Genomic DNA, 25,473 nt, shown 5'->3' on the forward strand with positions numbered 1-25,473 from the left:
CGCCGATGACCGCACCCACGCACCACTACACCTGCCGGTACTGCCGGCACTCCAGCGACCCGACCGGGGTGTCGTGCCCGCGTTGCGGGGCGCCGGTGGACGTCACCGCGGCGGTCACCCGGTCCGGCTGGCAGCGCCAGGAGCCGATCACCGACATGGCGCGCATCCAGTTCGGCCAGTCGTACCTGCAGGTCGAGGGGACCCAGGTGCCGGTCGCCGACTTCACCCTGGCCGGGGACGAGTCCATCTACTTCTCGCACCACTCGCTGCTGTGGACCGACCCGCAGGCCCGGTTGGCCTCGATGGGGCTGTCCGGTGGCTGGAAGCGGGTGATGTCGGGGCTGCCGCTGTTCATGATCACCGGACGCGGGCCGGGGCACATCGCGCTGTCCGACAACCATGCCGGCGATCTCGTCTGTCTGCCGCTGGAGCACGGCCAGTCGATCTGGACGCGCGAGCACCGGTTTCTCGCCGCGACCGGCAACGTGACCTACGACTGGCAGAACACCGGCATCTGGTTTCGCACCCGCAACGGCGACGAGACCGAGACGCACTACCCGATCGGCATGTTCGGTGACGTGTTCACCGCCCGCGACGCACCCGGGCTGTTGCTGCTGCACTCGCCGGGCAACACGTTCGTCCGCGACCTGGCGCCGAACCAGCCGCTGCTGATCCAGCCGTCCGCGCTGCTCTACCGGGACCGGTCGGTGCAGATGCACCTGCACCTGGAGTACCCGCGCAGCAACGGTGGGTTCTTCACCCGCAGTTACAGCTACCGCAACGTGTGGCTGCGGTTGATCGGACCGGGCCGGGTCGCGGTGTCCTCGGTGACCGAGCCGCCGGAGGCGAGCAACCCGATCGTGCGCAGTTCGCCGGTGACGTCCTGGCGCTGGTGAAACGGCTGCGCGCCGGCTCCGGCCGGCGCGCAGCCCGCAACCGCAGCATGGCACAAAAGCGACCTAACGGAAACTATTCTGGAAGAATCCTTCAAACGGTCTTGAGACCTTCCGCCGGCAATGAGAATGTTTGCCGACCGAGCCGGCCATGTCCGGCCTGCCGCCTACGGGAGGTTCTGCATGATCGTCCGCATTCCCCGCGCCGTGGGACGCGTCCTCGTGTCCGCGGCGGCAGTACTCGCCACCGGCGTCGCGTGCGTCGGGATGGCCGCGCCCGCGCAGGCCGCCACGTACGTCAAGGGCTTCGACGTGTCGCACTACCAGGGCACGATCAACTGGGCCAGCCAGTACAGCAAGGGCGCGCGGTTCGCCTACATGAAGGCGACCGAGGGCAGCAGCTACCGCGACCCGAACTTCAACACCAACTACACCAACTCGTACAAGGCCGGGTTCATCCGCGGCGCGTACCACTTCGCCCGGCCCAACGTGTCCGGCGGCAAGGCGCAGGCCGACTACTTCGCCAACCACGGTGGCGGCTGGTCGGCCGACGGCAAGACGCTGCCCCCGGCGCTGGACATCGAGTACAACCCGTACTCGGGCGGCACCTGCTACGGCAAGACGCACTCGGGCATGGTCAGCTGGATCAAGGCGTTCTCCAACGAGATCCACGCCCGGTACAACAAGTACCCGATGATCTACACGACGTTCGACTGGTGGAAGACCTGCACCGGCAACTCCAGCGCGTTCGCCTCGACGAACCCGTTCTGGATCGCCATCTACCGCTCCACCCCGCCGACGTCGATCCCGGCCGGCACCGCCACCTGGACCATGTGGCAGAACGCCGACTCCGGCACGTTCCCCGGCGACCAGGACAAGTTCAACGGCAGCATGACCCGGCTCCGGGCGCTCGCCACCAACCACGACTGAGCCGTCGTACCACCCCGTGACCGCCGGGCCTCTGGCTCGGCGGTCACACCGTTTCCGTACCGGGCGTCACCTCGTCATCACCGCAGCGTTGTCCATAGTGGACCGTCGGCCGCCATCCCGTCGCGGTCCGTCGGTGTGGCGGCGCGACACGCGATCGCGGGGCCAGTATGGTCGACGCCGACATTCGGTATGAGGCGGGAATATGGGGCGAGTCGTGCGAACGGATGGTGCTCACGGCCGGCGGTACGCGGTGCTGGTCGGCGCCGCCGCGTTGCTCACCGGGACGCTGGCCGGCTGTACCGGGCCGGCCGCCGGCAACGATCCGACACCGGCCGAGGTCGCCACGCCGGTACGGTCGGTCACCGTGCTCGACGACCCGAGCCCGACGGAGCTGTCGGTCGCGGTCAGCCGGCACCTGTTCGCCGCGACGCCCGCGGTGATCGTCGCCGCGGCGACCGACCCGCGCGGGTTGCACCAGGCCGCCACCCTGGCCGCGCAGCGCCACGTGCCGATGCTCGTCGCCGGCACCGCGGCCGGCACCGGTCGCGCCGGTGGCGCGCCCAGCGGCTCCCCGTCCGCCGCCGACTCCCCACCGGCCACCGGCGGCGCGGCGACGCACGCGAGTACCGCCGCGCTCGGCGCGGAACTGCGCCGGCTGCACCCGCAGAACGTGCTCACCGTCGACCCGGCGGCGCAGCGGGCGGTGCGCTCGGCACTCGGCTCGGCGTCGGGGGCCACCGCGGTGCGGACCGATCCGGCGGCCGTGCCCACCACCCGGCCGGCGCGCGGGTTGCCCGGGGTGACCGTGCTGGTGCACGCCGGCGGCGACCAGGCCACCCGGGCCGGTGCCGCGGCGGCCACCGCCACCGCTCGGGCGGCCGGTGCCCGCGTGGTGCCGGTACACGGCGACGACCCGCGCGCGGACCCGGCAGCGATCGACGCCCTCGCGCACCGCGACCCGGCGGCGGTGCTGGCGGCCGGTACCGGCTTCGGCCCGGCCGACCGGCTCACCGAGCGGCTCGCGGTGGCCGTCGCCGGCCGGCAGTTGCCCGGCGGCGGCCAGGTGATGTTCCCCGGCCGCCGGCTCGTCGCCCTGTACGGCCATCCCGGCACCCCGGTCCTCGGCGCGCTCGGCGCGCAGGACCTGGCCGCGAGCATCGCCCGCGCCAAGCGCGTCGCCCAGCCGTACCGGACGGGCGGGGTGCCGGTGGTGCCGACCTTCGAGATCATCGCCACCACCGCGCAGGCCTCCCCCGGTCCGGACGGCCGGTACTCGGCGGTGTCCAGCGTCGCGTCGCTGCGGCCGTGGGTGCGCGCGGCCGGCGCCGCCGGCATGTACGTGGTGCTCGACCTGCAGCCGGGCCGCGCCGACCTGCTCGACCAGGCCAAGCGCTACCGGTCGCTGCTGGCCCTGCCCTACGTCGGGCTGGCGCTGGACCCGGAGTGGAAGCTCGCGGCCGGGCAGCGGCCGCTGGAGCAGATCGGCACCGTGGACGCGAGCGAGATCAACCGGGTGAGCGGTTGGCTGTCCGGGCTGACCGCGACGCACCGGCTGCCGCAGAAGCTGCTGGTGCTGCACCAGTTCCAGCTGTCCATGATCGGACACGAGGACCGGCTGGACACCGGACACGACAACCTGTCGCTGCTGATCCACATGGACGGGCAGGGCAGTCCGGATCTCAAGGACGAGACCTGGTCCGGAGTCGTCGGTGCCCGGCCCGACGGCGTGGCGCTGGGCTGGAAGAACTTCTGCACCAAGGACCATCCGATGCTGAGCCCGGGACAGACCCTGGCCAAGCAACCCCGCCCGGACATGATCTCCTACCAGTAGCGTCGCCGTCGGCGCCCGCCACCGCGGGCGGCGAGGCCGGCCGGGATGGACCGCCGGCCCGCGCGGTGCGGCGGTCGGGCGCGGCCGGCGGGGCGCGGCGGTGCGGCGGGTGCGGCCCGGTGTGACGGGTGCGGCGGTCAGCCGGTACCGGCGCGGCGGACGAAGGCGTCGTCGCGGGCGGTGTCCAGGGCGCGGGCGCACGCACCGCGCAGTACCGGATCGGCCAGCGTACCGACGGTGACGTGCGGGCGCAGCGGGGTGAGCCGGGGCAGGGTGTGCCGCACCGGGGCGAGCAGCAGGTCCGCGTTGCCGCCGACGGTTCCGCCGAGCGCGATCAGGTCCGGGTCGAGCACCGCGGACACCGCGGCGGCGACGTAGGCGAGCCGTTCCCCTTCCCGCCGTACCGTGGCCACCGCCCGCTCGTCGCCGGCGCGCGCGGCGTCGAACACCTGCCGGGCGCTGAGCCGGCCGGGCATGCCGAGCTCTTGCGCGGTCTGCACCACCGAGTCGGCCGACACGGCCGTCTCCAGCACCCCGCGCGGCGCCCCGGTACCGACCGGCGCGTCCGGCGCCATCGGCAGGAAGCCGATCTCGCCGGCGGCGCCGTGCGCGCCGACGAACGGCGCCCCGCCGGCCACCACGCCGAGGCCCAGGCCGGTGCCGATCCACAGGTACACGAAGAGCCGGCTGCCGGCGCCGACCCCGTACCGGTACTCGGCGAGGGCGGCGAGGTTGGCGTCGTTGTGCAGCTCGACGTCGGTGCCCAGAGCGGCGTGCAGCCGCTCCCGCACGCCGGGGCGCCCCCAGCCGGGCAGGTTCACCGCGTACCGGATCCGGTCGGCGTCCGGCTCGTACACCCCGGGCGTGCCGATCACGACCCGGTCGACCCGGGACCACCCGATGCGGGCGGCACTCACCGCGTCCCGTGCGGTGGCCACGACCAGCTCGGCGAGCGCGGCGCCGGAACGGGCCCGGTTGGGCGCTTCGGCCCGCGCGATGATCTCGCCGGACAGGTCGGCGAGCGCGGCCCGGACCAGGCCGCGGCCGATGTCGACGCCGGCCACGTAGCCGGCGGTCGGGTCCGCCTCGTACAGCAGCGCGATCCGGCCGCGACCGGCCGGTGGGCGGCTGCCGGCGGCCCGAACCAGTCCGGCGGACTCCAGGCTGGCCAGCGCGGCCGAGACGGTCGGCTTGGACAGTCCGGTACGGCGGGCGAGTTCGGCGCGCGAGGTCGGGCCGAGGGCGCGCAGCCGGTCCAGCAGCAGCCGTTCGTTGATGCCGCGCAGCCGCGCCCGGGTGAAGGTGGACTCGTCGCGCTCGCCCATCGTCCTCCGCTTCCCCGGCCGGCAGCGCGACTGTACCGCCCCCGTATGCGCCGGTGGGGATTGACCCGATCAAGTAAAGGTATTTAACTTGAAGCGAGTCCGTCCCCCGGGAGGAGCCATGGCAGACAGCCGCACATCCGACGCCGCGCCGGCCACCGCACGACCCGACGGCGCGCTGCGCCGGCGGATCGGCGGCTTCCAGGCCACCACCCTGAACATGAGCCAGATGTGCGGGGTCGGACCGTTCATCACCATCCCCGCGATGGTCGTCGCGTTCGGCGGGCCGCAGGCGATCGTCGGCTGGATCGCCGGCGCGGTGCTCGCGCTGGCCGACGGCCTCGTCTGGGCCGAACTCGGGTCCGCGATGCCCGGCTCCGGCGGCACCTACATCTACCTGCGCGAGGCGTTCCAGTACCGGACCGGGCGGCTGATGCCGTTCCTGTTCGTGTGGACGGCGATGCTGTTCATCCCGCTGATCATGTCCACCGGCGTGATCGGCTTCGTGCAGTACCTGACCTACCTGTGGCCGTCGATGACCGGCTGGCAGGGCGACCTGGTCGGGCTGCTGCTGATCGCGCTGATCATCGGCGCGCTGTGGCGCCGGATCGAGTCGATCGGCAAGCTGACCGTGGTGCTGTGGGTCGTCATGATCGTCAGCGTGCTCGCGGTCATCCTCGCCGCGTACACCCACTTCCACCCGTCGCTGGCGTTCACCTACCCGGCGCACGCGTTCGACATCACCCGGGGCGGGTTCTGGGTCGGCTTCGCCGGCGGGCTGACCATCGGCATCTACGACTACCTCGGCTACAACACCACCTCGTACCTGGCGGCGGAGATCCGCCGGCCCGGCAAGGTGATCCCCCGCTCGATCGTCGTCGCGATCGTCGGCATCATGAGCATCTACCTGCTGATGCAGGTCGGCGTGCTCGGCGTCATCGACTGGCACGAACTGCTCGACCCGCACTCGGCCGCCGCCCGGTCGGTCGCCTCGGCGCTGCTGGAACGTACCTGGGGGCACGCCGCGGCGGTCGTGGTCACCGTGCTGATCCTGATCACCGCCTGCACCTCGGTGTTCGCCGGGCTGCTCGGCGGCTCCCGGGTGCCCTACGACGCGGCCCGCGACCGGGTGTTCTTCCGTGCCTTCGCCCGGGTGCACCCGAAACACCGCTTCCCCACCGTCGGGCTCGCCGCGATGGGCGTGATCACCGCGGCCGGCTTCCTGCTCGGCCGGTTCACCGACCTGGCCACCCTGATCCAGCTGCTGACCACGGTGATGGTGCTGGTCCAGGCGCTCGCGCAGATCGTCGCCGTGGTCGTGCTGCGCCGCCGGCAACCCGACCTGCCCCGCCCGTACCGGATGTGGCTCTACCCGCTGCCCGCGGTGGTGGCGGCGGTCGGCTGGATCGTCATCTACGTGTACTCGGACGCCGCCTCGCCCGGGCGGCACCCGATCGAGCTGTCGCTGGCCTGGGTGGCCGCCGGCTGCGTGGCGTTCCTGATCTGGGCCCGGGTGGAGCGGACGTGGCCGTTCGGCCCCAAGCAGATCCGCGAGGCGTACCGCACCGAGGCGGTGCGCGCGTGACCGAGGTACGGCAGCCCGGCACCGGCGCCCGACCGCGTCGCGGTGGCGGCGACCCGCCGCACGACGGCGGCGACCGCCCGCCGCACGGCAGCGGGGACGGCGCGCCGCAGGACAGCAGCGCGGGCCGGCTGCTCGGTATCGACATCGGTGGCACCAAGATCGCGCTGGCGGTGTCCACCATGGACGGTATGGTGCTGGCCACCGACGTGCTGCCCACCGGCGCCGACGAGGGTGCGGAGGCGATCCTGACCCGGCTCGCCGCCGCCGGCCACCGGCTGCTGGCCGGTAGCGGTGGCTCGGTCGTGGCCGTGGGCGCGGTCGGTCCCGGGATCGTCCGCCCGGACGGGGTCGCCCTGTCCCCCAACATCTCCGGCTGGCACCGGGTACGGCTGGCCGACGAGATCGCGACCCGGTTCGGCACCGCGCGGGTCGCCGTCGACAACGACGTCAAGGCGGCCGGTCTCGCCGAGCTGCGGCACGGCGCGCTGCGCGGCACCGACCCGGGCCTGTTCGTCAGCCTCGGTACCGGTGTGGCGGCGGCGATCACCGTCGGCGGCCGGGTACTCGTCGGGGCGCACGGCGCGGCCGGCGAGTTCGGCTACGACCTGCGCACCCCGGACGAGCCGCGGGCCGCCGCCGACGGGTACAGCCCGCTGGAACGCGCGGTCGGCGGGCGCGGTGTCGCCGAGCGAGCGGCAGCCGTGCTGGGTGAACCGGTCACCGCCGGACAGCTGTTCGCCCGTACCGACGCGGCGGCACGTCAGCTCGCCGCTGAGGTGCTGGCCGAACTCGCAATGCACGTGGCGAACCTGTGCATCGCGATCGACCCGCGCCGGGTGGCGGTCGGCGGCGGCCTCACCGGCATCGGCGCCCCGCTGTTCGACGCGCTGCGCGCCCGCCTCGACGCGGCCGTCCCGTTCCCGCCCGAGCTGGTTCCGGCCCGCTTCCGCACCGACGGCGCCCTGCACGGTGCCCTCGCCCTCGCCACCGACGCCCACCGGTCCTGACCGGGCCGGGTCGGACGTCCTCCGGCGACCCGCGTCGGCTCGGCCCGGCCAGCAGGGCGCGAGCGGCCACCGTTGCCGGCACGCCACGACGGCCCGAGCCGACGCGGGTCGCAACCGCCGCGGGCCGGACCTATCTGTCGTACGGCGGCTCGCCAAGCGCGTGCGCGAGACGGTTGAGGACCTCCGCGACCGTGAAGTCCCAACCGGTCAGCCGTGGCCCGCTCCAGTTGATCCCGACCCGCAGCCGTCCCGCCGCCAGGTCCGGCAGTTCCACCTGCTGCCAGTGCCGCAACGGCATCGACACGGCGCGAAACCGTGCCCCCCAGATCGCGACGGCGCGTTTCACCCGCACCTCCGACGACCAGTACGGAACGACCTGCCCGCCGGAAGCCGACGGCCACGTCGGCCCACCCTCGTCGTCACGAACCGACCACACGACGGGATGCCGCACGATCTCCCGAAAGAACGCCGCCGCCTGTGCCCCGCTGGTACTCAACGAACCACCGCGCCGGCCACCCCGTCGATCGGCGCGATCTCGGCACCGCATGCCAGGAAAGAACCTGCCATCGACATCCTCCCGAAGGCGCGGCGGCGTGGCCGGATCGCCGGTGCGACCACGGTCAACGCCCGGCCTCGTACTCGTCCAGGAACAGGGCATACGAGGAGAGTTCGGCCGGCAGGCAACGGATCCCGCCGGCCCGCGCGAACGTCGTCGCGAGGTCTGGGCTCAGCTCGAACGAGTCTCCATTCTGGGCCCGGCAATCCGACAGGCCAAGGATCCGCCACACCGTATTCCAGCGGAGTTCGGGCAGATCACGGCTCCAGGCAACGCGATCAGTTCCGCTGTCGAACGCCAGTATGCACCACATCACCGATTCACCTCGCTCCCCCGGCCGGCGACGCGCCGGCGGGCAGCGCCGACCGCCGCGGCGCCACCCACTGTAGATGGTTCGGCGGGTCAGGTGCGGTCGGGCAGGGCCGGTTCGGCGGCCGGCTCTGGTTCCCGGACGGTGCGCACCGCGCGGCGGCGCCGGACGACCAGGTAGGACACCAGGATCAGCAGCATCGCCGGGATGCCCACCTGCCAGGCGATCGAGTAGCCCGGCACGAACGCGGTCAACACCACGACGAACACCGCGTACGCCAGCGCCACGACCGGGATCACCGGACCGCCGGGCAGCCGTACCGGGGCGGGCGGCGCGCCGGTCGCGGCGCGCCGGCGGCGGAACGCCAGGTGGGTACCGAAGATGATCATCCAGACCACCAGGCCGGTGAACAGCGCCGCACCGAGCAACAGCGGGAACGCCAGGTTCGGCGACACGACCGAGGCGACCAGCGCGACCAGCAGGCCGACCGCCGACGCCAGGACCGCGGCGACCGGGGTCCGGCGGCGGCCGAGCCCGCGCAGCCGCCGCGGCGCGTACCCGTCCAGCGCCAACGAGTGCAGCATCCGGGTCGCCACGTAGAGGTTGGTGTTCGCGGTCGACAGCGCGGCGGTGAGGATCACCGCGTTCATCACCCCGGCCGCGGCGGGCAACCCGACCTGCGTGAACAGCCGGACGAACGGGCTCTGCCCGATGTGCTGGACGTCCCCGGCCTGCTGCCACGGCACCAGCGACACCACGACCGCCATCGCCAGCACGTAGAACAGCAGCAGCCGCAGCACGGTGCCGCGGGCCGCGCGCGGCATCTCCCGCGCCGGGTCGGTCGACTCGGCCGCGGTCATCGCCACCGTCTCCGTCCCCGCGTACGCGAGCGTCACGACCGCCAGCGCCATCAGCGCGGGCACCGGACCGTTCGGCACGAAGCCGCCGTGCGCGGTCCAGTTGTGCAACCCGACGGGGTCCCGGCCGGGCCCGCCGACCACCACGAACACCGCGCCGACCACGATGAACGCCAGCACCGCGGCGACCTTCACCATCGCCAGCCAGTACTCGAGCTCGCCGAACACGCCGACCGAGGCGCAGTTGACGACGATCACCAGGGCCGCGAACACCAGCACCGGCAGCCACGCCGGCAACCCGGGCAGCCAGTACCGGACGTAGATGGCGGCGGCGACGATCTCGGCGCCGATCACCACCACCATGCTCACCCAGTACGCCCAGCGTTGCAGGTAGCCGGCGAGCGGGCCGAGGTACCGGTCGGCGAGCGCGCCGAACCCACCGGCGTCCGGATGCACCGACACCATCTCGGCCAGCGCGAACGCGAGCGCCGCGGCGAACGCCGCGCCGATCGCGAACAGCACCACCACCGACGGGCCCGCCATCGAGATGGCCTGCGCCGAGCCGAGGAACAGTGCGGTACCGAGCGCCCCGCCCACCGAGATCATCCGGATCTGCCGGGTGCGCAGCGCGCGGCGTAAGCCGCCCGAGCCCGCCTCGCCGTGCCGCCCGCTGTCCATCTGTCCCGCCTCCGTACCGGTTGGCCGTGCTTGCGTGTCGGTCATCGCCGCCGGGTGGATCCTAGCGATCCGTCCGGTCCGCCCGCTGCGGCGTGGCAGCCTTGCGGCGGACCGGTCACGGCCGGCGGGCCGGCCGCCGGCATCGGCTAGATTGGCGCCGTGATCGGCTACCGGTGCGCCAGCGGCGCGAACCTGCGGCGGGCCGTGCCGCCGGTTGCGGCATGAGGGTGTTGGTGACCGGCGGCGCCGGGTTCATCGGCTCCGCGTACGTGCGGGCGGCGCTGGCCGGCGAGTACGGGCCGACCGGCCCCTCCGAGGTCACCGTGCTGGACCTGCTCACCTACGCCGGTCGCCGGGACAACCTGCCGGCCCGGCACGAGCGGCTGCGGTTCGTGCACGGCGACGTGCGGGATGCCGCCACCCTGGCCGAGGTGGTGCCGGGCCACGACGCGGTGCTGCATTTCGCGGCGGAGTCGCATGTGGACAGATCGGTCTCCGACGCGGACGACTTCGTGTCCACCAACGTGCTCGGCACCCAACGGCTGCTCGACGCCTGCCGTCGCGCCGGGATCGGCACCGTGCTGTGCGTGTCCACCGACGAGGTGTACGGGTCGATCGACGTCGGCTCCTGGTCGGAGGAGGCCCCGCTGGCGCCGAACTCGCCGTACGCGGCGGCCAAGGCGGGCGCCGAGCTGCTCGCCCGCGCGTACCACCGCACGCACGGCATGGACGTGCGGATCACCCGCGGCTGCAACACCTACGGCCCGCACCAGAACGTCGAGAAGCTCATCCCCCGGTTCGTCACCAACCTGCTGTCCGGTGCGCCGGTCCCGCTGTACGGGGACGGCCGGAACCGGCGCGAGTGGCTGCACGTCGCGGACCACTGCGCGGCGATCCAGCTGGTGCTGACCGCGGGAGCGCCGGGCGGCGTGTACAACGTCGGCAGCGGGGTGGAGCTGACCAACGCCGAGCTGACCGCCCGGCTGGTCCGGCTCTGCGCCGCCGATCCCGGGCTGGTCCGGCACGTCACCGACCGCAAGGGCCACGACCTGCGCTACTCGCTCGACTCGGCGCGGATCACACGCCTCGGCTTCCGGCCCCGAGTGGAGTTCGCCGACGGCCTGGCCGACACCGTCGACTGGTACCGCAGCCATCCCGAGTGGTGGCACCCGGACCGGTGACCGGCACCGGCCACGGCGCGGTTCAGGGCCGCGACCGGCGCCGGTCACGAAGCGGTTCAGGGCCGCGGGCGATAGGTGACGGTGCGGGCCACCGGGCGGAAGCCGAGCGCCGTGTAGAGCCGGCGGGGCACCGGGTAGGCGGCATCGCCGCGCGGGTAGACGACGGCTCGGGTCGCGCCGGCCGCACGCAGCGCGTGCAGGCAGGCGATGCTCGCCGCGGCGGCCAGGCCACGCCGCGCGTACCGCGGATCGGTACCGACCGGCTCCAGTTCACCGGCCGCGTTCGCGCCGTCCAGCCAGCCCAGCGCGAACGCGGCGAACCCGCCGCCCGGCGCGACCACCACCTGATCCAGCTCCGGCCGGTACGGCCAGGTCGTCGTCACCGAGCGGTACCGCTGCGCCGACATCTCGGACTCGCCGGCGAGTGCGACCGGCGGTACCAGCAGCGCACCGACCCGTGCCGGCCGCCACGCAGCGCGATGCGCCGCGGCCCGCGCCGGGATCTCACCGGGCCGTACCGCCCTGGTGGTGAAGCCCGCCGGCAGCCGCGGCCGATCCGGCAGCGAATCCAGGGCCCGCTCGCAGTGCAGGAAGTACGGTGCATCGTCGACGGGGCCGAAGCCGTTGCGGTGCAGGGCATCCGTCAGGTGCGTCTCGGTGTCGAGCACCGTCACCGCGGGCCGCCCGCCGGGCGCGTGCGCGCGCAGCCATGCGAGTACCGGGTCGGCGGCGCCCGGCCGGTCCGGATCCACGTGCAGGCCGGCCTCGCCGGATGGTTCGACCATGGCCCAGGCGATCGGCGTGGCCCCCTCGGTCCAGATCGCCGCCGGGCCCGCGAAGCCGGCATGGCACTGCCAGGCCAGATCGCCCGCGTGCCAGCGCTGCCGCGGGCTCCAGCTGCGCTGCACCGCCGCCTGCATCGCCCGCAGGTCGGCGCCGCCGCCCGCCTCGCGTCGCCGCATCCGCGCCTCCTCGCTCAGCCGGCACGCTAGCCGCGCCGCCCCGCACCGGGAAGCGCATTACCGCCGCCGGCACCTCGCACCCGGCTCGGCATCCCCCGGCGGGTCGCGTCACTCGGCACGGCGGGGCGGGTCGTGGACTGCTCGGCACGGCCGGCCGGGCTGTGCGCCGCTCGGCGGGGCCGGGCGGATCGCGGCACAATCAGACGATGGTCGGGTTCGGGACGCGCCGCACCGTGGTGCTGCTGATCGTGTCCCGCTCGCTGCAGCTCGGCTCGGTGTCGATGGGCACCCTGGCGCTGCCGTTCGCGCTGCTGCCGCGGGGCGTGGCCGGCGCGGCGGCGATCCCGCTCGGGGTGGCTGCGGTGCAAGGGGTGCTGGGGGGCGCCGGCGGCGCGGTCACCGACCGGCTGGGCAGGCCGCTACCGCTGGTAGCCGGGGCGGCGCTCACCGCCGGGGCGTGGGCGGTGGCCGCCGGCTGGGGTGCCTCGAGTGCGGTCGCCTGCGCCAGCGCCGCGATCGCCGGTGCCGCCGGTGCGCTGTTCCTGCCGGCGGCCACCGCGCTGATGCAGCAGCTGGTGCCGGCGCCGCGGCTACTGCGCCGCAACGCCGTCCTGCTGCTGGCCAGCTCCCTGACCGCGTTCCTCGCCGCGCTGCTCGGCGGGGTGCTGATCGCGCTGGTCGGCTGGGCGGCGGCCCTCGCGGCCGCCGCGGTGCTGGCGGCGCTCGCCGGCGCCGGCAGCCTGCTGCTGCATCGGGACCCTGCGACCGGCAACCTCGCTCCGGGCCGCGCCGGCCCCCGACGCGGCCCTTCGGTCCCGCACGGGCCGGCACTGCCGCGCCGGTGGAGGTGGCTGCTGACCGGCCAGTTGGGCATCCTCGCCGCGGTGGCGACGGTGGCGGCGGCCACCGGTCCACCGGCCGGGTACGGCGTCGGGACGGTCGGGCCGATCCGCTCGGTGGTGGCCGCGACCGGGGTGGCCGCGGTCGCGGTGATCCTGGTGCTCGCTCCGGTACGCCGGCCGGCCCGGCTCGCGTTGCTGGTCGGGCTCGGCGCCGTACCTGTCCTGCTGGTCGGCGCCACCGCCGCGCCGGGTTGGCTGCTGCTCGCCGCGCTCGGGGTGGCCTCGATCAGCCACAGCGTGCTGGATCTGCTGTCCGAGACGGTGTTGGAGCTGCACGTCTCGGCCGCGGTGATCGGCCGGACCGCCGGGCTACGGTTGCTCGGCCCCGGAGCGGTCTCGGTTCTCGCGCTCACCGCGCGGTTCTCCCATCACGCGACGCCGTTGGTTCTCGGCGCGGCGGCGGTCGCGGTCGGCAGCACCGGGGCGATCCTGCTCGTGCCCCGGATCCGGCGGCTCACCGCTCCGCTCGGTGCACCGGCACCGGTGGCCGAACGGCAGCCAGGCTGACCGGTCGTCGGCCGCGCCGGGGCACCGTCGGCCGTGACCGGCTCGCCGGCCGGATCGTGCGGCACCGGTCGGGCGGCTCAGTTGGTGGCGAAGGTCCAGACGGCGCGCGGGCCGGGCCCCACGGCCAGGCTGGAGTGGCCGATGGTCTCGGTGTCCCGGCGGCCGGTGGGGTGGTTGAGGGACATGGTGATGCGGCGCAGGCCGACGTGGGCGACCGGGACCGCGTCGAACTGGATGGTGGTGCCGCCGCGCAACGCGACCGCCCCGGTGCCGTCGGCGCGCACCACGAATCCGCCGGCCCGCAGCAGCGGCAGCGTGCTGTCCAGGTCGCGCCGGGTGACCGCGAGTTCGATGCCGCTGACGTCGCGCATCAGGTGCTGGCGGTAGTCGTTCGACAGGTACCGGTCGCGGCCGACGTCGCCCGGAAAGCGGGCCGGTTCGGTGCCGCTGCGCGGATCGGCGAAGTACTCCGGCCGGTACTCCATCGCCCAGGCGCCGAAGGTGTCGTACTGCTCGCTGGTGTACACCGCGTCGAACCACGGCACCGGCACGCCGTCGCCGAAGTCGCGGGTCTGTTGGAACGTGACCGGGTCGGGCACGCCCTCCGCCGGCAGCCGGCCGGTGACGGTCGCCAGGTCACCGGCGTGTTCGCTCGACACGCCCATCCCGGCCGCGCCCAGCTCGCCGTCCTTTCCGGGCACGTCACCGGTACCGAACAGTTCCAGGTAGGTCTGGTGGCCGAGCAGGTAGCGCCCGGTCCAGGTCTCGCCGCCGGCCCCGGTGGTGGTCCGCACCTGGAAGTTCGCGAAGCCGCGCAGGTAGTCGGAGTGCTCGATCGCGTCGGCGGTGACCCGGTCGAACACCCCGTAGGCGTGGTTGAAGAACAGCAGTTGCCGGCCGGGCCACGGGTGCTGCGCCGCGGCAGCCGCCCGGCCGGCAGCGCCGACGACGGTGCCGGCCAGCGCCACCGCCAGCACCGCGGCGAGCAGGACGATTCGGCGCGGCAGCGCCCGCGACATCATCATGCGGCCGATCGTAGGCGGGCGCCGCCAGCGGTTCGGTGGACCGTCAGTACAGCAGCCGGTAGCGCTGCGGGCTCCAGGCCAGGACCGCGTAGATCTGGACCATCGCGGCCTGCTGGATCGCCTGCGTCGCACCGTTTTCGTCGAAGTGGAACAGGCCGGTCGCGGCGTCCCGGTCGGTGACCCACACCCGGTCGGCGTAGGCACGCAACGCGTCCCGGTAGGCGTGCCCGCCGGTCACCGACTCCAGCAACAGCAGGTTCTTGAAGAAGATCGCGTTGAAGTACGGCGGCTGCGTCGCGAGATGCCCCTGCCCGACGTAGTAGTCGTACGCCGCGGCGGCGGTGCGGCGGGCTCGCGCCAGGTAGCTGCGGTCGTGCGTCACCTGGTAGAACAGCACGTCCACACCGACCGGCACGCCCTGGTTGTACGACCAGTAGGTCTGCTCGACGGTGCCGGCCAGGTCCAGGTGGTCGTAGTACAGCCCGTCCGGGCCGAGCAGGTGCGCGTTGGTCCAGTCGTACATCCGGCGCGACCAGTCGAGGTAGCTGCGCTGGCCGGTGATCTGGTACAGCCGCAGCCCGAGTTCGGCACCGGGCATGTTCGACACGGTGTTGCGGTCGGTGCTCCAGCTCGCCTGGGTCCAGAACACCCCGCCGGGATCGGCGTGGCTGGCGTCGGTGTCCCAGCCGGAGACGACCAGGTCGAAGATCTGCCGGGCCCGGCCCAGCGCCTGCCGGTCGCCGCTGTCCAGGTAGCGCTGGACGTCGAACAGGCCGACCCACTCGTTGTCGTCGTAGAAGAAGTCGCCACCGCCGCCGTACGGCGCCACCGGGTACGAGGCGTAGCCCGGCACGCCGGTGGTGCCGCCCGAGCCGAGCCAGTACCGCTGCTGGCCGGCGTCCCGGGCGGCCAGGTCGGCGCGGTACCGGGCGCCGAGCGCGCCGGGCATCCCGGTCAGGTCCAGCGTCGCGCCGCGCACCTGGGAGTACGGCCACTCGTACGAGTAAACGTTGTCACCCGCCTGCACCGGGTACTGCTCGTGGTACAGCCCGGAGCCGTCGGATGCGGCGAAGTAGGTCTGCAACGCCCGGTAGCTCGCCGCGGCGCGGGCCGCGGCCGAGGCCGGTGACGCGCCGGCCGGGGCCCCGGACAGGGCGACCAGGGCGGCCAGCCCGGCCGCCAGGACGGCGCTCGCGATCCTCGCGCGTCGACCGATCCTGGCTGGTAGGGCACCCATCGCGGGCAGAATGGTTCTCGGTCGCACGGCACTCTCCTGCGGTCAGCTCGCTGATCCCGGCCGGCCCCGGAGGCGCCCGGACCCGGAGAAACGGCGTCGCCGGCGACGATGGCGGCGTCCGCGAACGAACGTATGCAGACCCGGTGATTCCGTCAAGATCCGCCGGACGACCCGGTGCCCCGGGAAGATCCGGCAACTCCGGGCGCGGCTGTTCTTGATTGATTCCAGAAATTGCGGCAGACTTCGGAGGGTGCCCACGACATCGGAGTTCGAGCGGATGCTGCGTGCCGCCGCGTTGCGCGTGACACGCCCGCGGATGGCGGTGCTGTCCGCGGTGTACGAGCACCCGCACGCCGACACGGACTCGATCATCGGCGCCGTCCGGACCCGCCTCGGCGGCGTGTCCCACCAGGCCGTGTACGACGTGCTGCGGGCGCTGACCGCGGCCGGCCTGGTGCGCCGGATCGAACCGCCGGGCTCGGTGGCGCGCTACGAGGCGCGGGTCGGGGACAACCACCACCACGTCGTGTGCCGCTCCTGCGGCGTGATCACCGACGTCGACTGCGCCGTCGGTGACGCACCCTGCCTGACCCCGTCGGACGACCACGGTTTCGTCATCGACGAGGCCGAGGTGGTCTACCGGGGGCTGTGCCCCGACTGCTCCATCTCAGCAAGTAACTGAACACGTGAGAGCGAAGGGAATCCCGTGTCTGACAGTTCTGACGCCGCGCTGGGCGAGGTCAACGAGCCAAGTGCCGCCGGCTGCCCGGTCGTGCACGGTCGGGCCGGCCGGCCGACCGTGGTCGGCGGCAACCGCGACTGGTGGCCGAACCAGCTCAACCTGGCGATTTTGCGCAAGCACACCGCGGCGGCCAACCCGATGGACGCCGACTTCGACTACCGGAAGGAGTTCTCCTCGCTCGACCTCGACGCGCTGGCCGCCGACGTCGACGCGCTGATCACCAGCTCGCAGGACTGGTGGCCGGCGGACTTCGGCAACTACGGCCCGCTGTTCATCCGGATGGCCTGGCACAGCGCCGGGACCTACCGGATCGAGGACGGGCGCGGTGGGGCCGGGGGCGGCCAGCAGCGGTTCGCGCCGCTGAACAGCTGGCCGGACAACGTCCTGCTGGACCGGGCCCGGCGACTGCTCTGGCCGATCAAGAAGAAGTACGGCAAGAAGATCTCGTGGGCCGACCTGTACATCTTCGCCGGCAACCGCGCGCTGGAGACGATGGGCTTCCGCACCTTCGGCTTCGCCGGTGGCCGCCCCGACGTGTGGGAACCCGACGAGGACGTGTACTGGGGCCCCGAGCGCACCTGGCTCGGCGACGAGCGCTACACCGGTGACCGCGAGCTGGACAAGCCGCTGGCCGCGGTGCAGATGGGCCTGATCTACGTCAACCCGGAGGGCCCCAACGGCACCCCGGACCCGGTGGCCGCGGCCCGCGACATCCGCGAGACGTTCCGCCGGATGGCGATGAACGACGAGGAGACCGTCGCGCTGATCGCCGGCGGCCACACCTTCGGCAAGACGCACGGTGCCGCCGACGCCGACCAGTACGTCGGCCCCGAGCCGGAGGCCGCCCCGCTGGAGGAGATGGGGCTGGGCTGGAAGGGCAGCTACGGCTCCGGCAAGGGCCGGGACGCGATCGGCAGCGGCCTGGAGGTCACCTGGACCCCGACGCCGACCGCGTGGGACAACACGTTCTTCGAGACCCTCTTCGGCTACGAGTGGGAGCTGGTCGACAGCCCCGCCGGGGCCAAGCAGTGGGTGGCGAAGGACGGTGCCGGCGCCAACACGGTCCCGGACCCGCAGGACGGCTCGCTGTCCCGGCCGCCGACGATGCTCACCACCGACCTGTCGCTGCGCTTCGACCCGGTCTACGAGCGGATCTCGCGCCGCTTCCACGAGCACCCCGACGAGTTCGCCGACGCGTTCGCGCGGGCCTGGTTCAAGCTGACGCACCGCGACATGGGCCCGATCCAGCGCTACCTGGGCCCGCTGGTGCCGACCGAGCGGCTGATCTGGCAGGACCCGGTACCGGCGGTCGATCACGAGCTGGTGTCGGCCGAGGACGTGGCCGCGCTGAAGCGGCAGATCCTCGACTCGGGCCTGACCGTGGCGCAGCTGGTGTCGACCGCGTGGGCGGCGGCGTCGACGTACCGCAACAGCGACAAGCGCGGCGGCGCGAACGGCGGCCGGATCCGGCTGGAGCCGCAGCGCGGCTGGGAGGTCAACGAGCCGGACCGGCTGGCCCAGGTGCTGCGCACCCTGGAGGGCGTCAAGCAGTCGTTCGACGCCGGGGCGACCGGCGGCAAGAAGGTCTCGCTGGCCGACCTGGTCGTGCTCGGCGGCGTCGCCGCCGTGGAGCAGGCGGCGAAGCAGGCCGGTGTCGAGGTCGAGGTGCCGTTCACCCCGGGCCGCACCGACGCCAGCCAGGAGCAGACCGACGTGGAGTCGTTCGCGCCGCTGGAGCCGAAGGCCGACGGGTTCCGCAACTACCTCGGCAAGGACAGCCAGCTGCCGGCGGAGTACCTGCTGGTCGACCGGGCCAACCTGCTCAACCTCTCCGCGCCGGAGCTGACCGTACTGGTCGGCGGGTTGCGGGTGCTCGGCGCGAACTACCAGCAGTCGTCGCTGGGCGTGCTCACCGACAGGCCCGGCACGCTGACCAACGACTTCTTCGCCAACCTGCTCGACATGGGTACCGAGTGGAAGCCGACCGCGGAGGACGCGCAGACGTTCGAGGGCCGGGACCGCGGCACCGGGGAGCTGAAGTGGACCGGCAGTCGCGCCGATCTGATCTTCGGCTCGAACTCCGAGCTGCGCGCCGTCGCCGAGGTGTACGCCAGCGACGACGCGCAGGAGAAGTTCGTCCGTGACTTCGTCGCCGCCTGGCACAAGGTCATGAACGCCGACCGGTACGACCTGGTCTGAGCCACCGTCCCGGCACGGGGACACCTGGCACCGTCCCGGCGCCGGGACACCTGGCACCGTCCCGGTGCACCGGGACACCCACCGGCCGCCGCGTCGATCCGACGCGGCGGCCGGTTCACGCCCGGGTCGGAACGCCGTCCCCCGCCGGAGGGAGCCGACCGGCCGCGATCACCGCGAAGCTGTGCGGCATGACGGAGAAGTTGGTGACGCGACGGGCGGTCTGCGCGATGACGATCGCCGCGACCCTGCCCTACCTGACGTTGAAGGCGCTGTGGCTGACCGGGCACGGCACCGGGGCGGCCGACGCCGCGGGCGGCGCGGTTCTGCTGGACACCGTGCATCTGGTCGGTGATGTGGTGACCGCGGGGCTCGAGGTGGCGGCCATCGCGCTGGCGCTCGCGCTGACCTGCGGTTGGGGACGCCGGGTGCCGGCGGTGCTGGTGCTGTTCCCGATGTGGGTGGGCACCGGACTGCTCGCCCCGATCGCGGCCGGCGTGCCGCTGGGACTGGCCGTTCAGGCGGTCGCCGGTGGTTCTCCCGCGCCGGCCGGCAACGGGCTGCACGGCTGGGTGTACGGGTGTGTCTACGGCGGCTTCCTGGTGCAGGCGGTGGGGCTGTTCGCGCTGTTTCCCGGGTACGTCCGGGGTCGCTGGCCGGGCCTGCTGCGCGACCGCGCGGCCAGCGTGGTCCCCGGCCCGCGCTGGGCGGTCCGGGTGGCCGGTGCGGTCGCCGTCGGGTACGCCGGGGCGCTGACGCTGTGGGCGGCGACCGGCAGCCGGTTCGCCGGGCCGGCCGGGTTCGAGACCCTCGCGCAGCGCACGTACCTGGCCGCCGGTGCGGTGCTGGTCGTCGTCGGAGTGCTCGCCGTGGCGGCGGCACGCCGCCCGAGCCGGGTGCGCTACGTCGCCGGCTGGGCCGGTACCGCGGTCATCGCGCTGTCCGGCCCGACCGGCGTCGCGTTGAGCAGCGACCACTCGCCGCAACCCGGATACGTGGCGGTGTGCCTGGTCGCGATGCTCGCCGGCCTGGTACTGACGGTGCTGGCGCTGCGCGCGCTCCGGCGCCCGGACCGACCGGCCGGAACGGCCCGGGCCCTGCCGCGCACCGTCACGCTCGGTTCGCCGGCCGGTCGCTGACCCCCGGCCCGGCCGGGGACGCCAGCCGGGCGGTCCCGGGGCGGCGCTCCGGATCCGGCCGGTTCACTTCGGTTCGCCGCCCGCGACGAACGCCCGCCGCGGGTGTTCCACCGATTCGAGCGAGACGATGTCGCGGCCGAACATCGCCTGGGTGAGCCACCCGGCGAGTACCCGGATCTTGCGCTCCCAGGTCGGCACCGCGAGCACGTGGTACCCGCGGTGCATCAGCCACGCCGGAAGCCCCTTCACCACGATCCGCTTGTACTGGAAGATCCCGCTGCCGATGCCGAGGGTGGCGACCGCGCCGAGGCTGTGGTGCAGGTACGGCCTGGTCGGGCGGCCACGCAGACTCGCGGCGATGTTGCGGGCCAGCAGCTTGCCCTGCCGGAGCGCGTTCTGCGCGTTCTGCACCACGTACCGGCCGGGGGTGCCGGCGGTGAGGTCCGGCACCGCGGCATCGTCACCGGCGGCCCAGGCGTCGGCGACCGGCTCGGCCTCGGTACCCACCCGCAGGTCCGCGCGCACCACCAGCTGGCCGCGGTCACCGATCGGTAGGTCGGTGTCCTTGCGCACGACCGGGTTCGCGTCGTTGCCGGTGGTCCACACGATCAGCCCCGAGTCGTACTCCTCGCCGGTGGAGAGCACCACGTGCCCGTCGAGAGTGGAGGCGACCTTGGTGTCCAGGTGCACCCGCCCGCCGCGCTCGGCGAACGACTGCGCCACCCAGCGGCTGGCCGGCTCGCCGACCTCGGGCAGGATCCGCCGGGTGGCCTCGACCAGGTGGAACCGCAGCTCGTCGCGGTGCAGTTGCGGGTACCGGCGAAGCAGCGAGTGGGCGAGCGACAGCGTCTCGCCGAAACCCTCCACACCGGAGAAGCCGCCGCCGACGAACGTGACGGTCAGCAGCCGCTGCCGCAGCGGCCCGGCGGGCAGCACCGACCCGCGGTCGAACGAGGTGAGCAGCCGGTCCCGGATCGCGACCGCCTCCTCGACGTGCTTCATCCCGATCGCCTGGCTGGTCACTCCGGGCACCGGGAACTTGCGGGTGACCGCGCCCGCGGTCAGCACGATGACGTCGTAGGCCAGGTCGAACTCCGGGCCCGGATCCGGCCGTACCGTCACCCGGCGGTGCGCGTGGTCGACCTTCGTCACCCAGCCGGGCACCACTCGGGTCCGGCGCAGGTGACGGCGCAGCGACACCGCCGCGTGCCGCGGCTCGATCGAGCCGGCCGCGACCTCCGGCAGGAACGGCTGGTAGGTCAGGTACGGGCGCGGGTCGACGATGGTGAGGGTGGCCTCCCGCGGCCGCAGCCGCTTCTCCAGCTTCCACGCCGCGTAGAAGCCCGCGTACCCGCCGCCGACGATGAGGATCCGCTTCACGGTGTACCCCCGATCTGTGGGTTCACCCTGTTCGACAACGCGGCGGGCCCGTTCGTGACCGGTGTCCGGCGTCTACCGGGTCACAGCCGGAAGGTGGCCAGCTTCTCCGGGTTGATCTGCCACATCACCCGCTGGATCCCGTCCGCGGCGACATCGAGCGCGACCAGGCCGACCGGCTCGCCGTCCCGGCGAACCAACAGCACCGGCTGACCGTTCGCCTCGACCACGACCACCTCGGTACCGGGCCAGAACCGCGGGCCGATCGCCCGCACGAACTTCGCGACCCGCTCGACGCCCACCACCGGCATCTTGGTGGCCCGGGCCAGCCCGCCGCCGTCCGAGGTGCTCACCACGTCCGCGCTGAGCAGCCGCTCCAACTCCGCCAGGTCCCCCGACCGGGCCGCGCCGACGAACGCGGTCAGCATCCGCTCGTGCTGTTCCCGGTCGACCGGCCGGCGCCGGTCCGCGGCGAGCCGGCGCCGGGCCCGGCTGACCAGTTGCCGGGCGGCGACCTCGGTGGTCTGCACGATGTCGGCGATCTGCCGGTACGGGTAGTCGAACGCCTCGCGCAAGACGTACGCGGCGCGCTCGGTCGGCGACAGCTTCTCCAGCAGCAGCAGTACCGCCAGTTCCAACGCGGCGCCACGCTCGGCACCCAGCTGCGGGTCGGCGGCGGTGTCCACCGGCTCCGGCAACCACTGCCCGGGGTACGTCTCGTGCCGGGCCCGCGCGCTGCGGCTGGCGTTGATCGCCAGCCGGGTCACCGCGGTCGCCAGGTACGCCGCGGGGTTCTGCACCGCGGCCCGGTCGGTGCGCTGCCAGCGCAGCCACACCTCCTGCACCAGGTCCTCGGCGTCGGCGGCGCTGCCGAGCATCCGGTAGGCGATGCCGAACAGGCGTGGTCGCACGGCGAGGAACACCGCCGTGGCATCCGACAGGTCCTCCTCGGGCGTCTCGATCTCGGGCATCCGGCGACGTCCCCTTCCCTGCGTACGCGATCTCCATCATCTGCCGTCACCGGCGGTCGCGCACGAGGTGTTCGCCACTTCGGTACCGAGGTCGTCGGCCCGCTGGCGGGTCAGGAAGGGGCGAGGGGCGGGAACCGCGACAGACTTCTCACCCCCGCTCGCCCGACCGGTCCGCGACCGCCTGGCGGACCGCACGGTCCATCCGGCGGTCCGGCACGATCCACAGCACCGCGACGGCGACGTAGCAGGCCAGCGCGATCCAGACGCCGAGGTGGCCGGCACGGTCGACGGTCAGCGCGGCCAGTACCCCGGTGAGGTAGAGCACCGCCGAGACCTTGCCCTTGACGTCGGCACCGATCGCCCGGCGCAGCGGCGATCCGGGCCCCTCCAGGTGGATGATCACCCGCTGCAGCACCAGGTACGCGGCGGCGGCGCAGAGCAGGTCCACGCCGTACAGCACGACCGGGGTGGGGGCGAACCGCGACTCGTCCATCCACGCGGTGGTGAACGGGAACAGCGACAGGAAGAACAGCATCGCCAGGTTCGCCCAGAGCGCACCGCCGGTGATCTGCTTCGCCAGCTGGAACATGTGATGGTGGTTGTTCCAGTAGATGCCGACGTACACGAAGCTGAGCAGGTAGGTCAGCAACCCGATCCCGGTGCTGTGCACCAGGTCGGCGAGCTGGTGACCGGACGGCACGGCCAGCTCCAGCACCATGACGGTGATGATGATGGCCATCACCCCGTCGCTGAACGCCTCCAACCGGTTGGTGGTCACCGCATCCTCCTGGTCGGGCCGTCCGGAACCGCGTCACACCGGGCCCGGGCACCGCGCGATGGCGTGCCCGGGGCCGGTGTGCCTCAGGCGGTCGCCGGGACCCGGCGGTCCGCCCGCGCGGCCAGCTCGTCCTCGTCGACCAGGGTGAGCATCGGTGAGCCGGGCGGGCACAGCATCGTGACCGTGTAGCGTACCGGCATGTCGTCCCGGTTGTTGCCGTTCTGGTAGTGGATGACGTCGCCGCCCGGCTCCCAGAAGGCCTCACCGGCCCGGACCACCCGCGGCGCCTCGCCCTCCAGCTCGAACAGCATCTCGCCGGACACCACGTACCCGAAGCACGGGCCGTTGTGCCGGTGCGGCGGGGTACCCGGGTCGCCGGCCGGGAACTCGACGATGACCGTCATGGCGTGGGCGCCGGCCGGGATCGTCGGCGGCTCGACCTCCTGGATCATCGTCAGCGCGGTCTGCCACGTACCCGCGCGCCGCTCGTCACCCACCGTGCTGGTTTCGCTGTCCGGCATCTGTTGTCTCCTTCGCCGTGCGGGATGTGTGCCCCGCCGTCGTCCGCTTCGGCGACCGCGCCCCCGCAGCCGCCGGGAAGGGCGATCGCCCTCCATCTCGTCTGACAGGGCACGCACCCGGGTTGTGACAGCCGACCCGTCACGTCCGGCCGGACCACGCTGTCGTAGCTGACGAGCGGGATCGACGAAAAGGGGACACGATGAGCAGCCCTACCGGGGACGAGGACGCCAGGCGAGACATCCGGCGACGGCGCCTACCGCACGACGGCTTTCTGCACGAGCTGGAGCACGGTGTCGAGGCCGAGCTCGACCTGGCGGAGGACGGGCCCGACGGGCGACCGGATCCCCGGCCGGTGGACGAGTGGCTCGACCCGGACGCCCAGCGGTACGAGATCGGCCTGCGGAACCTGCTCGGCGCGGTCGAGGCCGCCGAGGACTCGGTACACGAGGTGATGCCGGGCGCCGGCCACGCGTCCCGCCCGACCGCGTCGACGTCCGACACCCTGGGCGCGGCGCGGCGGATGGCCGCGGTGCCGTACCGGCACGGCAGCCGGGTGCCCGCCCACGACCACTGCCTGAACCCGGCGCGGGCCGCCGGCCGGCCGAGCGCCGCGGCCCGGTACGGCCGGATGTTCCCGCAGCTCGAACCGCTCGCCGGCGACCCGACGTCGGTACTGCGGGCCGGCGACGCCCACGACGCCGGCGCCGCCCTGGACCGACCGGACGGCGCCGGCGACGACGCCGCCGAGGCCGCCGGCTGGCCGTTCTTCGGGCAGCTCGTCGGGCACGACATCACCGCCGGCCGCTCCCCCGCCGACGGCGCGACCGAACCCGGCCAACCGCACGACGCGCGCGCCCCGAAGCTCGACCTGCAGCTGCTGTACGCCGACGGCCCGATCGGCTCACCGTTCCTGTTCGACCTCGACGATCCGGCGAAGTTCCTGCTCGGGCCGGACGGCCGGGACGTACCGCGCAACCGGCAGGGCGTCGCGCTGATCGGCGACCCGCGCAACGACGTACACCTGTTCGCGCTGAGCCTGCACGTCGCGCTGTTGCGGGCGCACAACCGGATCGTCGACCGGCTGCGTACCGCCGGGGTGGCCGAGGCCGACCTGGTCGACGCCGCGCGCGTCACACTCACCTGGCACTACCAGTGGATCGTGGTGCACGACTTCCTGCCCCGGCTGGTGGGCACCGAGCTGGTCGAGCGGGTACTCGTCGAAGGCGGCCGGTGGTTCGCGCCGGAGCCCGGACACGGGTACGTCCCGCTGGAGTTCGCCGACGCCGCCTACCGGTACGGGCACGGCCAGATCCGGCACAGCTACCGGCTCGTCGCGGGCGGCACGGCGGTACCGCTGTTTCCCGACCTGGTCGGCTTCGGGCCGCTGCGCGCGGACCGGCGGCTCGACTTCGCGCAGCTCTTCGACCTGCCCGGCCGCCCGGCGGCGCAGCGGGCGAAGCGGCTCGACGGGCGGCTCGCGACGAGCCTGGTCGGCCTGCCCGAGACGGTCACCGGCGACGTCGAGGCCGGCCACCGGCGGTCACTCGCGGCCCGCGACCTGCTCCGCGGCGCGTCGACCGGACTGCCCAGCGGCGAGGCGGTCGCCCGGCTGCTCGGCGCCGCCCCGCTGACCGCCGACGAGCTCGGTCACGACCATCCGCACGGCACCCCGCTCTGGTACTACGTGCTCCGGGAGGCGCAGCACCGGGGCGGCGGTGACCGGCTCGGCCCGGTGGGCGGCACGATCGTGGCGGAGGTGCTGATCGGGCTGCTGCGCGCCGATCCGGCGAGCTACCTGAGCCTGGAACCCGGCTGGCAGCCGAACCTGCCGGCCGCGGGCGCGACGTACGCCCTGACCGACCTGCTCGCCCTCGGCGACGACCGGGAAGGAACGTGACCCGGACCCGGACACCGGGATCCGGGCGGCCACCTGATCGGGGTCGGCCGGCCCTCCGGACTGCTGCA

General features: G+C 73.6%; 22 protein-coding genes. 11 read left to right on the plus strand and 11 right to left on the minus strand.

All coding sequences use genetic code 11. The features are described 5' to 3' along the window. Positions 1-5: 5 nt before the first annotated feature. From Athai_RS15880 to Athai_RS15890, 3 genes are all read left to right on the plus strand, one after another. On the plus strand, positions 6-896 hold the full coding sequence (locus tag Athai_RS15880; RefSeq protein ID WP_203962198.1) for an AIM24 family protein: 891 nt from the start codon (positions 6-8) through the stop codon (positions 894-896). A gap of 180 nt (positions 897-1,076) precedes the next feature. After that, positions 1,077-1,823, plus strand: coding sequence for a lysozyme (locus tag Athai_RS15885; RefSeq protein WP_203962199.1), 747 nt, complete (start codon positions 1,077-1,079; stop codon positions 1,821-1,823). A 214-nt stretch (positions 1,824-2,037) separates the two neighbouring features. Beyond that, the gene (locus Athai_RS15890) at positions 2,038-3,654 is read left to right on the plus strand and encodes a hypothetical protein (RefSeq protein WP_203962200.1); all 1,617 of its coding nucleotides are present in this window, start codon (positions 2,038-2,040) and stop codon (positions 3,652-3,654) included. A 137-nt stretch (positions 3,655-3,791) separates the two neighbouring features. Here the strand turns inward: Athai_RS15890 and Athai_RS15895 are convergent, their stop codons facing one another. Further along, entirely contained in the window at positions 3,792-4,979 is a 1,188-nt protein-coding gene (locus Athai_RS15895; protein WP_203962201.1) for an ROK family transcriptional regulator, read from the minus strand. Between the two features lie 118 nt (positions 4,980-5,097). Here Athai_RS15895 and Athai_RS15900 point away from each other — a divergent pair, with 118 nt between their 5' ends. Together Athai_RS15900 and Athai_RS15905 are read left to right on the plus strand one after the other, a co-directional pair. Next, complete coding sequence (locus tag Athai_RS15900) at positions 5,098-6,561, plus strand: APC family permease (RefSeq protein ID WP_203962202.1); 1,464 nt, start codon at positions 5,098-5,100, stop codon at positions 6,559-6,561. After that, entirely contained in the window at positions 6,558-7,568 is a 1,011-nt protein-coding gene (locus tag Athai_RS15905) for an ROK family protein (RefSeq protein ID WP_239156962.1), read from the plus strand. Before Athai_RS15900 ends, Athai_RS15905 begins: the two co-directional genes overlap by 4 nt. A 130-nt stretch (positions 7,569-7,698) precedes the next feature. Here Athai_RS15905 and Athai_RS15910 read toward each other — a convergent pair whose 3' ends face one another. The 3 genes from Athai_RS15910 to Athai_RS15920 all read right to left on the minus strand — a co-directional run bounded on the left by Athai_RS15910 (position 7,699) and on the right by Athai_RS15920 (position 10,014). Continuing rightward, complete coding sequence (locus tag Athai_RS15910; protein ID WP_203962203.1) at positions 7,699-8,064, minus strand: DUF2750 domain-containing protein; 366 nt, start codon at positions 8,062-8,064, stop codon at positions 7,699-7,701. Positions 8,065-8,188: 124 nt separating this feature from the next. Further along, on the minus strand, positions 8,189-8,437 hold the full coding sequence (locus tag Athai_RS15915) for a hypothetical protein (protein ID WP_203962204.1): 249 nt from the start codon (positions 8,435-8,437) through the stop codon (positions 8,189-8,191). Positions 8,438-8,526: 89 nt separating this feature from the next. Beyond that, a complete protein-coding gene (locus Athai_RS15920; protein WP_203962205.1) occupies positions 8,527-10,014 on the minus strand; it encodes an amino acid permease in 1,488 nt (495 codons plus the stop codon). Positions 10,015-10,190: 176 nt separating this feature from the next. Between Athai_RS15920 and rfbB the strand changes: the two genes are divergently transcribed. Continuing rightward, positions 10,191-11,150 (plus strand): dTDP-glucose 4,6-dehydratase, encoded by a 960-nt coding sequence (rfbB, locus tag Athai_RS15925; RefSeq protein ID WP_203962206.1) that lies wholly within the window; start codon positions 10,191-10,193, stop codon positions 11,148-11,150. Positions 11,151-11,206: 56 nt separating this feature from the next. Here the strand turns inward: rfbB and Athai_RS15930 are convergent, their stop codons facing one another. Beyond that, positions 11,207-12,112 carry a GNAT family N-acetyltransferase gene (locus Athai_RS15930; protein ID WP_203962207.1) on the minus strand — a complete coding sequence of 302 codons (906 nt, stop codon included), beginning with the start codon at positions 12,110-12,112 and terminating at the stop codon, positions 11,207-11,209. 206 nt (positions 12,113-12,318) lie between these two features. Here Athai_RS15930 and Athai_RS15935 point away from each other — a divergent pair, with 206 nt between their 5' ends. Beyond that, complete coding sequence (locus tag Athai_RS15935) at positions 12,319-13,521, plus strand: MFS transporter (RefSeq protein ID WP_203962208.1); 1,203 nt, start codon at positions 12,319-12,321, stop codon at positions 13,519-13,521. A 77-nt stretch (positions 13,522-13,598) separates the two neighbouring features. On the opposite strand, the gene Athai_RS15940 is transcribed toward Athai_RS15935, so the two are convergent. Next, entirely contained in the window at positions 13,599-14,546 is a 948-nt protein-coding gene (locus tag Athai_RS15940; RefSeq protein ID WP_203962209.1) for a DUF5829 family protein, read from the minus strand. 43 nt (positions 14,547-14,589) lie between these two features. After that, positions 14,590-15,783 carry a glycoside hydrolase family 76 protein gene (locus Athai_RS15945; RefSeq protein WP_203962210.1) on the minus strand — a complete coding sequence of 398 codons (1,194 nt, stop codon included), beginning with the start codon at positions 15,781-15,783 and terminating at the stop codon, positions 14,590-14,592. 277 nt (positions 15,784-16,060) lie between these two features. Between Athai_RS15945 and Athai_RS15950 the strand changes: the two genes are divergently transcribed. The 3 genes from Athai_RS15950 (at position 16,061) to Athai_RS15960 (ending at position 19,860) form a co-directional block, all read left to right on the plus strand. After that, a complete protein-coding gene (locus Athai_RS15950; protein ID WP_275422645.1) occupies positions 16,061-16,465 on the plus strand; it encodes a Fur family transcriptional regulator in 405 nt (134 codons plus the stop codon). Between the two features lie 24 nt (positions 16,466-16,489). Continuing rightward, on the plus strand, positions 16,490-18,724 hold the full coding sequence (gene katG / locus Athai_RS15955) for a catalase/peroxidase HPI (RefSeq protein ID WP_203962212.1): 2,235 nt from the start codon (positions 16,490-16,492) through the stop codon (positions 18,722-18,724). 188 nt (positions 18,725-18,912) lie between these two features. Continuing rightward, positions 18,913-19,860 (plus strand): hypothetical protein, encoded by a 948-nt coding sequence (locus tag Athai_RS15960; protein WP_203962213.1) that lies wholly within the window; start codon positions 18,913-18,915, stop codon positions 19,858-19,860. A 63-nt stretch (positions 19,861-19,923) separates the two neighbouring features. On the opposite strand, the gene Athai_RS15965 is transcribed toward Athai_RS15960, so the two are convergent. From Athai_RS15965 to Athai_RS15980, 4 genes are all read right to left on the minus strand, one after another. Then, positions 19,924-21,240, minus strand: a complete 1,317-nt coding sequence (locus Athai_RS15965; RefSeq protein ID WP_203962214.1) for an NAD(P)/FAD-dependent oxidoreductase — start codon at positions 21,238-21,240, stop codon at positions 19,924-19,926. An 80-nt stretch (positions 21,241-21,320) separates the two neighbouring features. Next, positions 21,321-22,208 (minus strand): RNA polymerase sigma-70 factor, encoded by an 888-nt coding sequence (locus Athai_RS15970; RefSeq protein ID WP_203962215.1) that lies wholly within the window; start codon positions 22,206-22,208, stop codon positions 21,321-21,323. Positions 22,209-22,356: 148 nt separating this feature from the next. Beyond that, the gene (locus Athai_RS15975; RefSeq protein WP_203962216.1) at positions 22,357-22,986 is read right to left on the minus strand and encodes a TMEM175 family protein; all 630 of its coding nucleotides are present in this window, start codon (positions 22,984-22,986) and stop codon (positions 22,357-22,359) included. 83 nt (positions 22,987-23,069) lie between these two features. Beyond that, positions 23,070-23,507, minus strand: coding sequence for a cupin domain-containing protein (locus Athai_RS15980; RefSeq protein ID WP_203962217.1), 438 nt, complete (start codon positions 23,505-23,507; stop codon positions 23,070-23,072). A 200-nt stretch (positions 23,508-23,707) separates the two neighbouring features. On the opposite strand from Athai_RS15980, the gene Athai_RS15985 reads away from it, so the two are divergent. Continuing rightward, complete coding sequence (locus Athai_RS15985) at positions 23,708-25,405, plus strand: peroxidase family protein (RefSeq protein WP_239156963.1); 1,698 nt, start codon at positions 23,708-23,710, stop codon at positions 25,403-25,405. Positions 25,406-25,473: the final 68 nt, after the last annotated feature.

Origin of the sequence: Actinocatenispora thailandica (assembly GCF_016865425.1) — a bacterium.
Lineage (GTDB): Bacteria > Actinomycetota > Actinomycetes > Mycobacteriales > Micromonosporaceae > Actinocatenispora > Actinocatenispora thailandica.

Coding starts and splice junctions, on each gene's coding strand:
- Athai_RS15880 (WP_203962198.1), top strand. CDS start 6: ATGACCGCACCCACGCACCACTACACCTGCCGGTACTGCCGGCACTCC.
- Athai_RS15940 (WP_203962209.1), bottom strand. CDS start 14,546: ATGATGATGTCGCGGGCGCTGCCGCGCCGAATCGTCCTGCTCGCCGCG.
- rfbB (WP_203962206.1), top strand. CDS start 10,191: ATGAGGGTGTTGGTGACCGGCGGCGCCGGGTTCATCGGCTCCGCGTAC.
- Athai_RS15985 (WP_239156963.1), top strand. CDS start 23,708: ATGAGCAGCCCTACCGGGGACGAGGACGCCAGGCGAGACATCCGGCGA.
- Athai_RS15950 (WP_275422645.1), top strand. CDS start 16,061: ATGCTGCGTGCCGCCGCGTTGCGCGTGACACGCCCGCGGATGGCGGTG.
- Athai_RS15900 (WP_203962202.1), top strand. CDS start 5,098: ATGGCAGACAGCCGCACATCCGACGCCGCGCCGGCCACCGCACGACCC.
- Athai_RS15885 (WP_203962199.1), top strand. CDS start 1,077: ATGATCGTCCGCATTCCCCGCGCCGTGGGACGCGTCCTCGTGTCCGCG.
- Athai_RS15945 (WP_203962210.1), bottom strand. CDS start 15,783: ATGGGTGCCCTACCAGCCAGGATCGGTCGACGCGCGAGGATCGCGAGC.
- Athai_RS15915 (WP_203962204.1), bottom strand. CDS start 8,437: ATGTGGTGCATACTGGCGTTCGACAGCGGAACTGATCGCGTTGCCTGG.
- Athai_RS15960 (WP_203962213.1), top strand. CDS start 18,913: ATGACGGAGAAGTTGGTGACGCGACGGGCGGTCTGCGCGATGACGATC.
- Athai_RS15920 (WP_203962205.1), bottom strand. CDS start 10,014: ATGACCGACACGCAAGCACGGCCAACCGGTACGGAGGCGGGACAGATG.
- Athai_RS15935 (WP_203962208.1), top strand. CDS start 12,319: ATGGTCGGGTTCGGGACGCGCCGCACCGTGGTGCTGCTGATCGTGTCC.
- Athai_RS15895 (WP_203962201.1), bottom strand. CDS start 4,979: ATGGGCGAGCGCGACGAGTCCACCTTCACCCGGGCGCGGCTGCGCGGC.
- Athai_RS15970 (WP_203962215.1), bottom strand. CDS start 22,208: ATGCCCGAGATCGAGACGCCCGAGGAGGACCTGTCGGATGCCACGGCG.
- Athai_RS15930 (WP_203962207.1), bottom strand. CDS start 12,112: ATGCGGCGACGCGAGGCGGGCGGCGGCGCCGACCTGCGGGCGATGCAG.
- Athai_RS15980 (WP_203962217.1), bottom strand. CDS start 23,507: ATGCCGGACAGCGAAACCAGCACGGTGGGTGACGAGCGGCGCGCGGGT.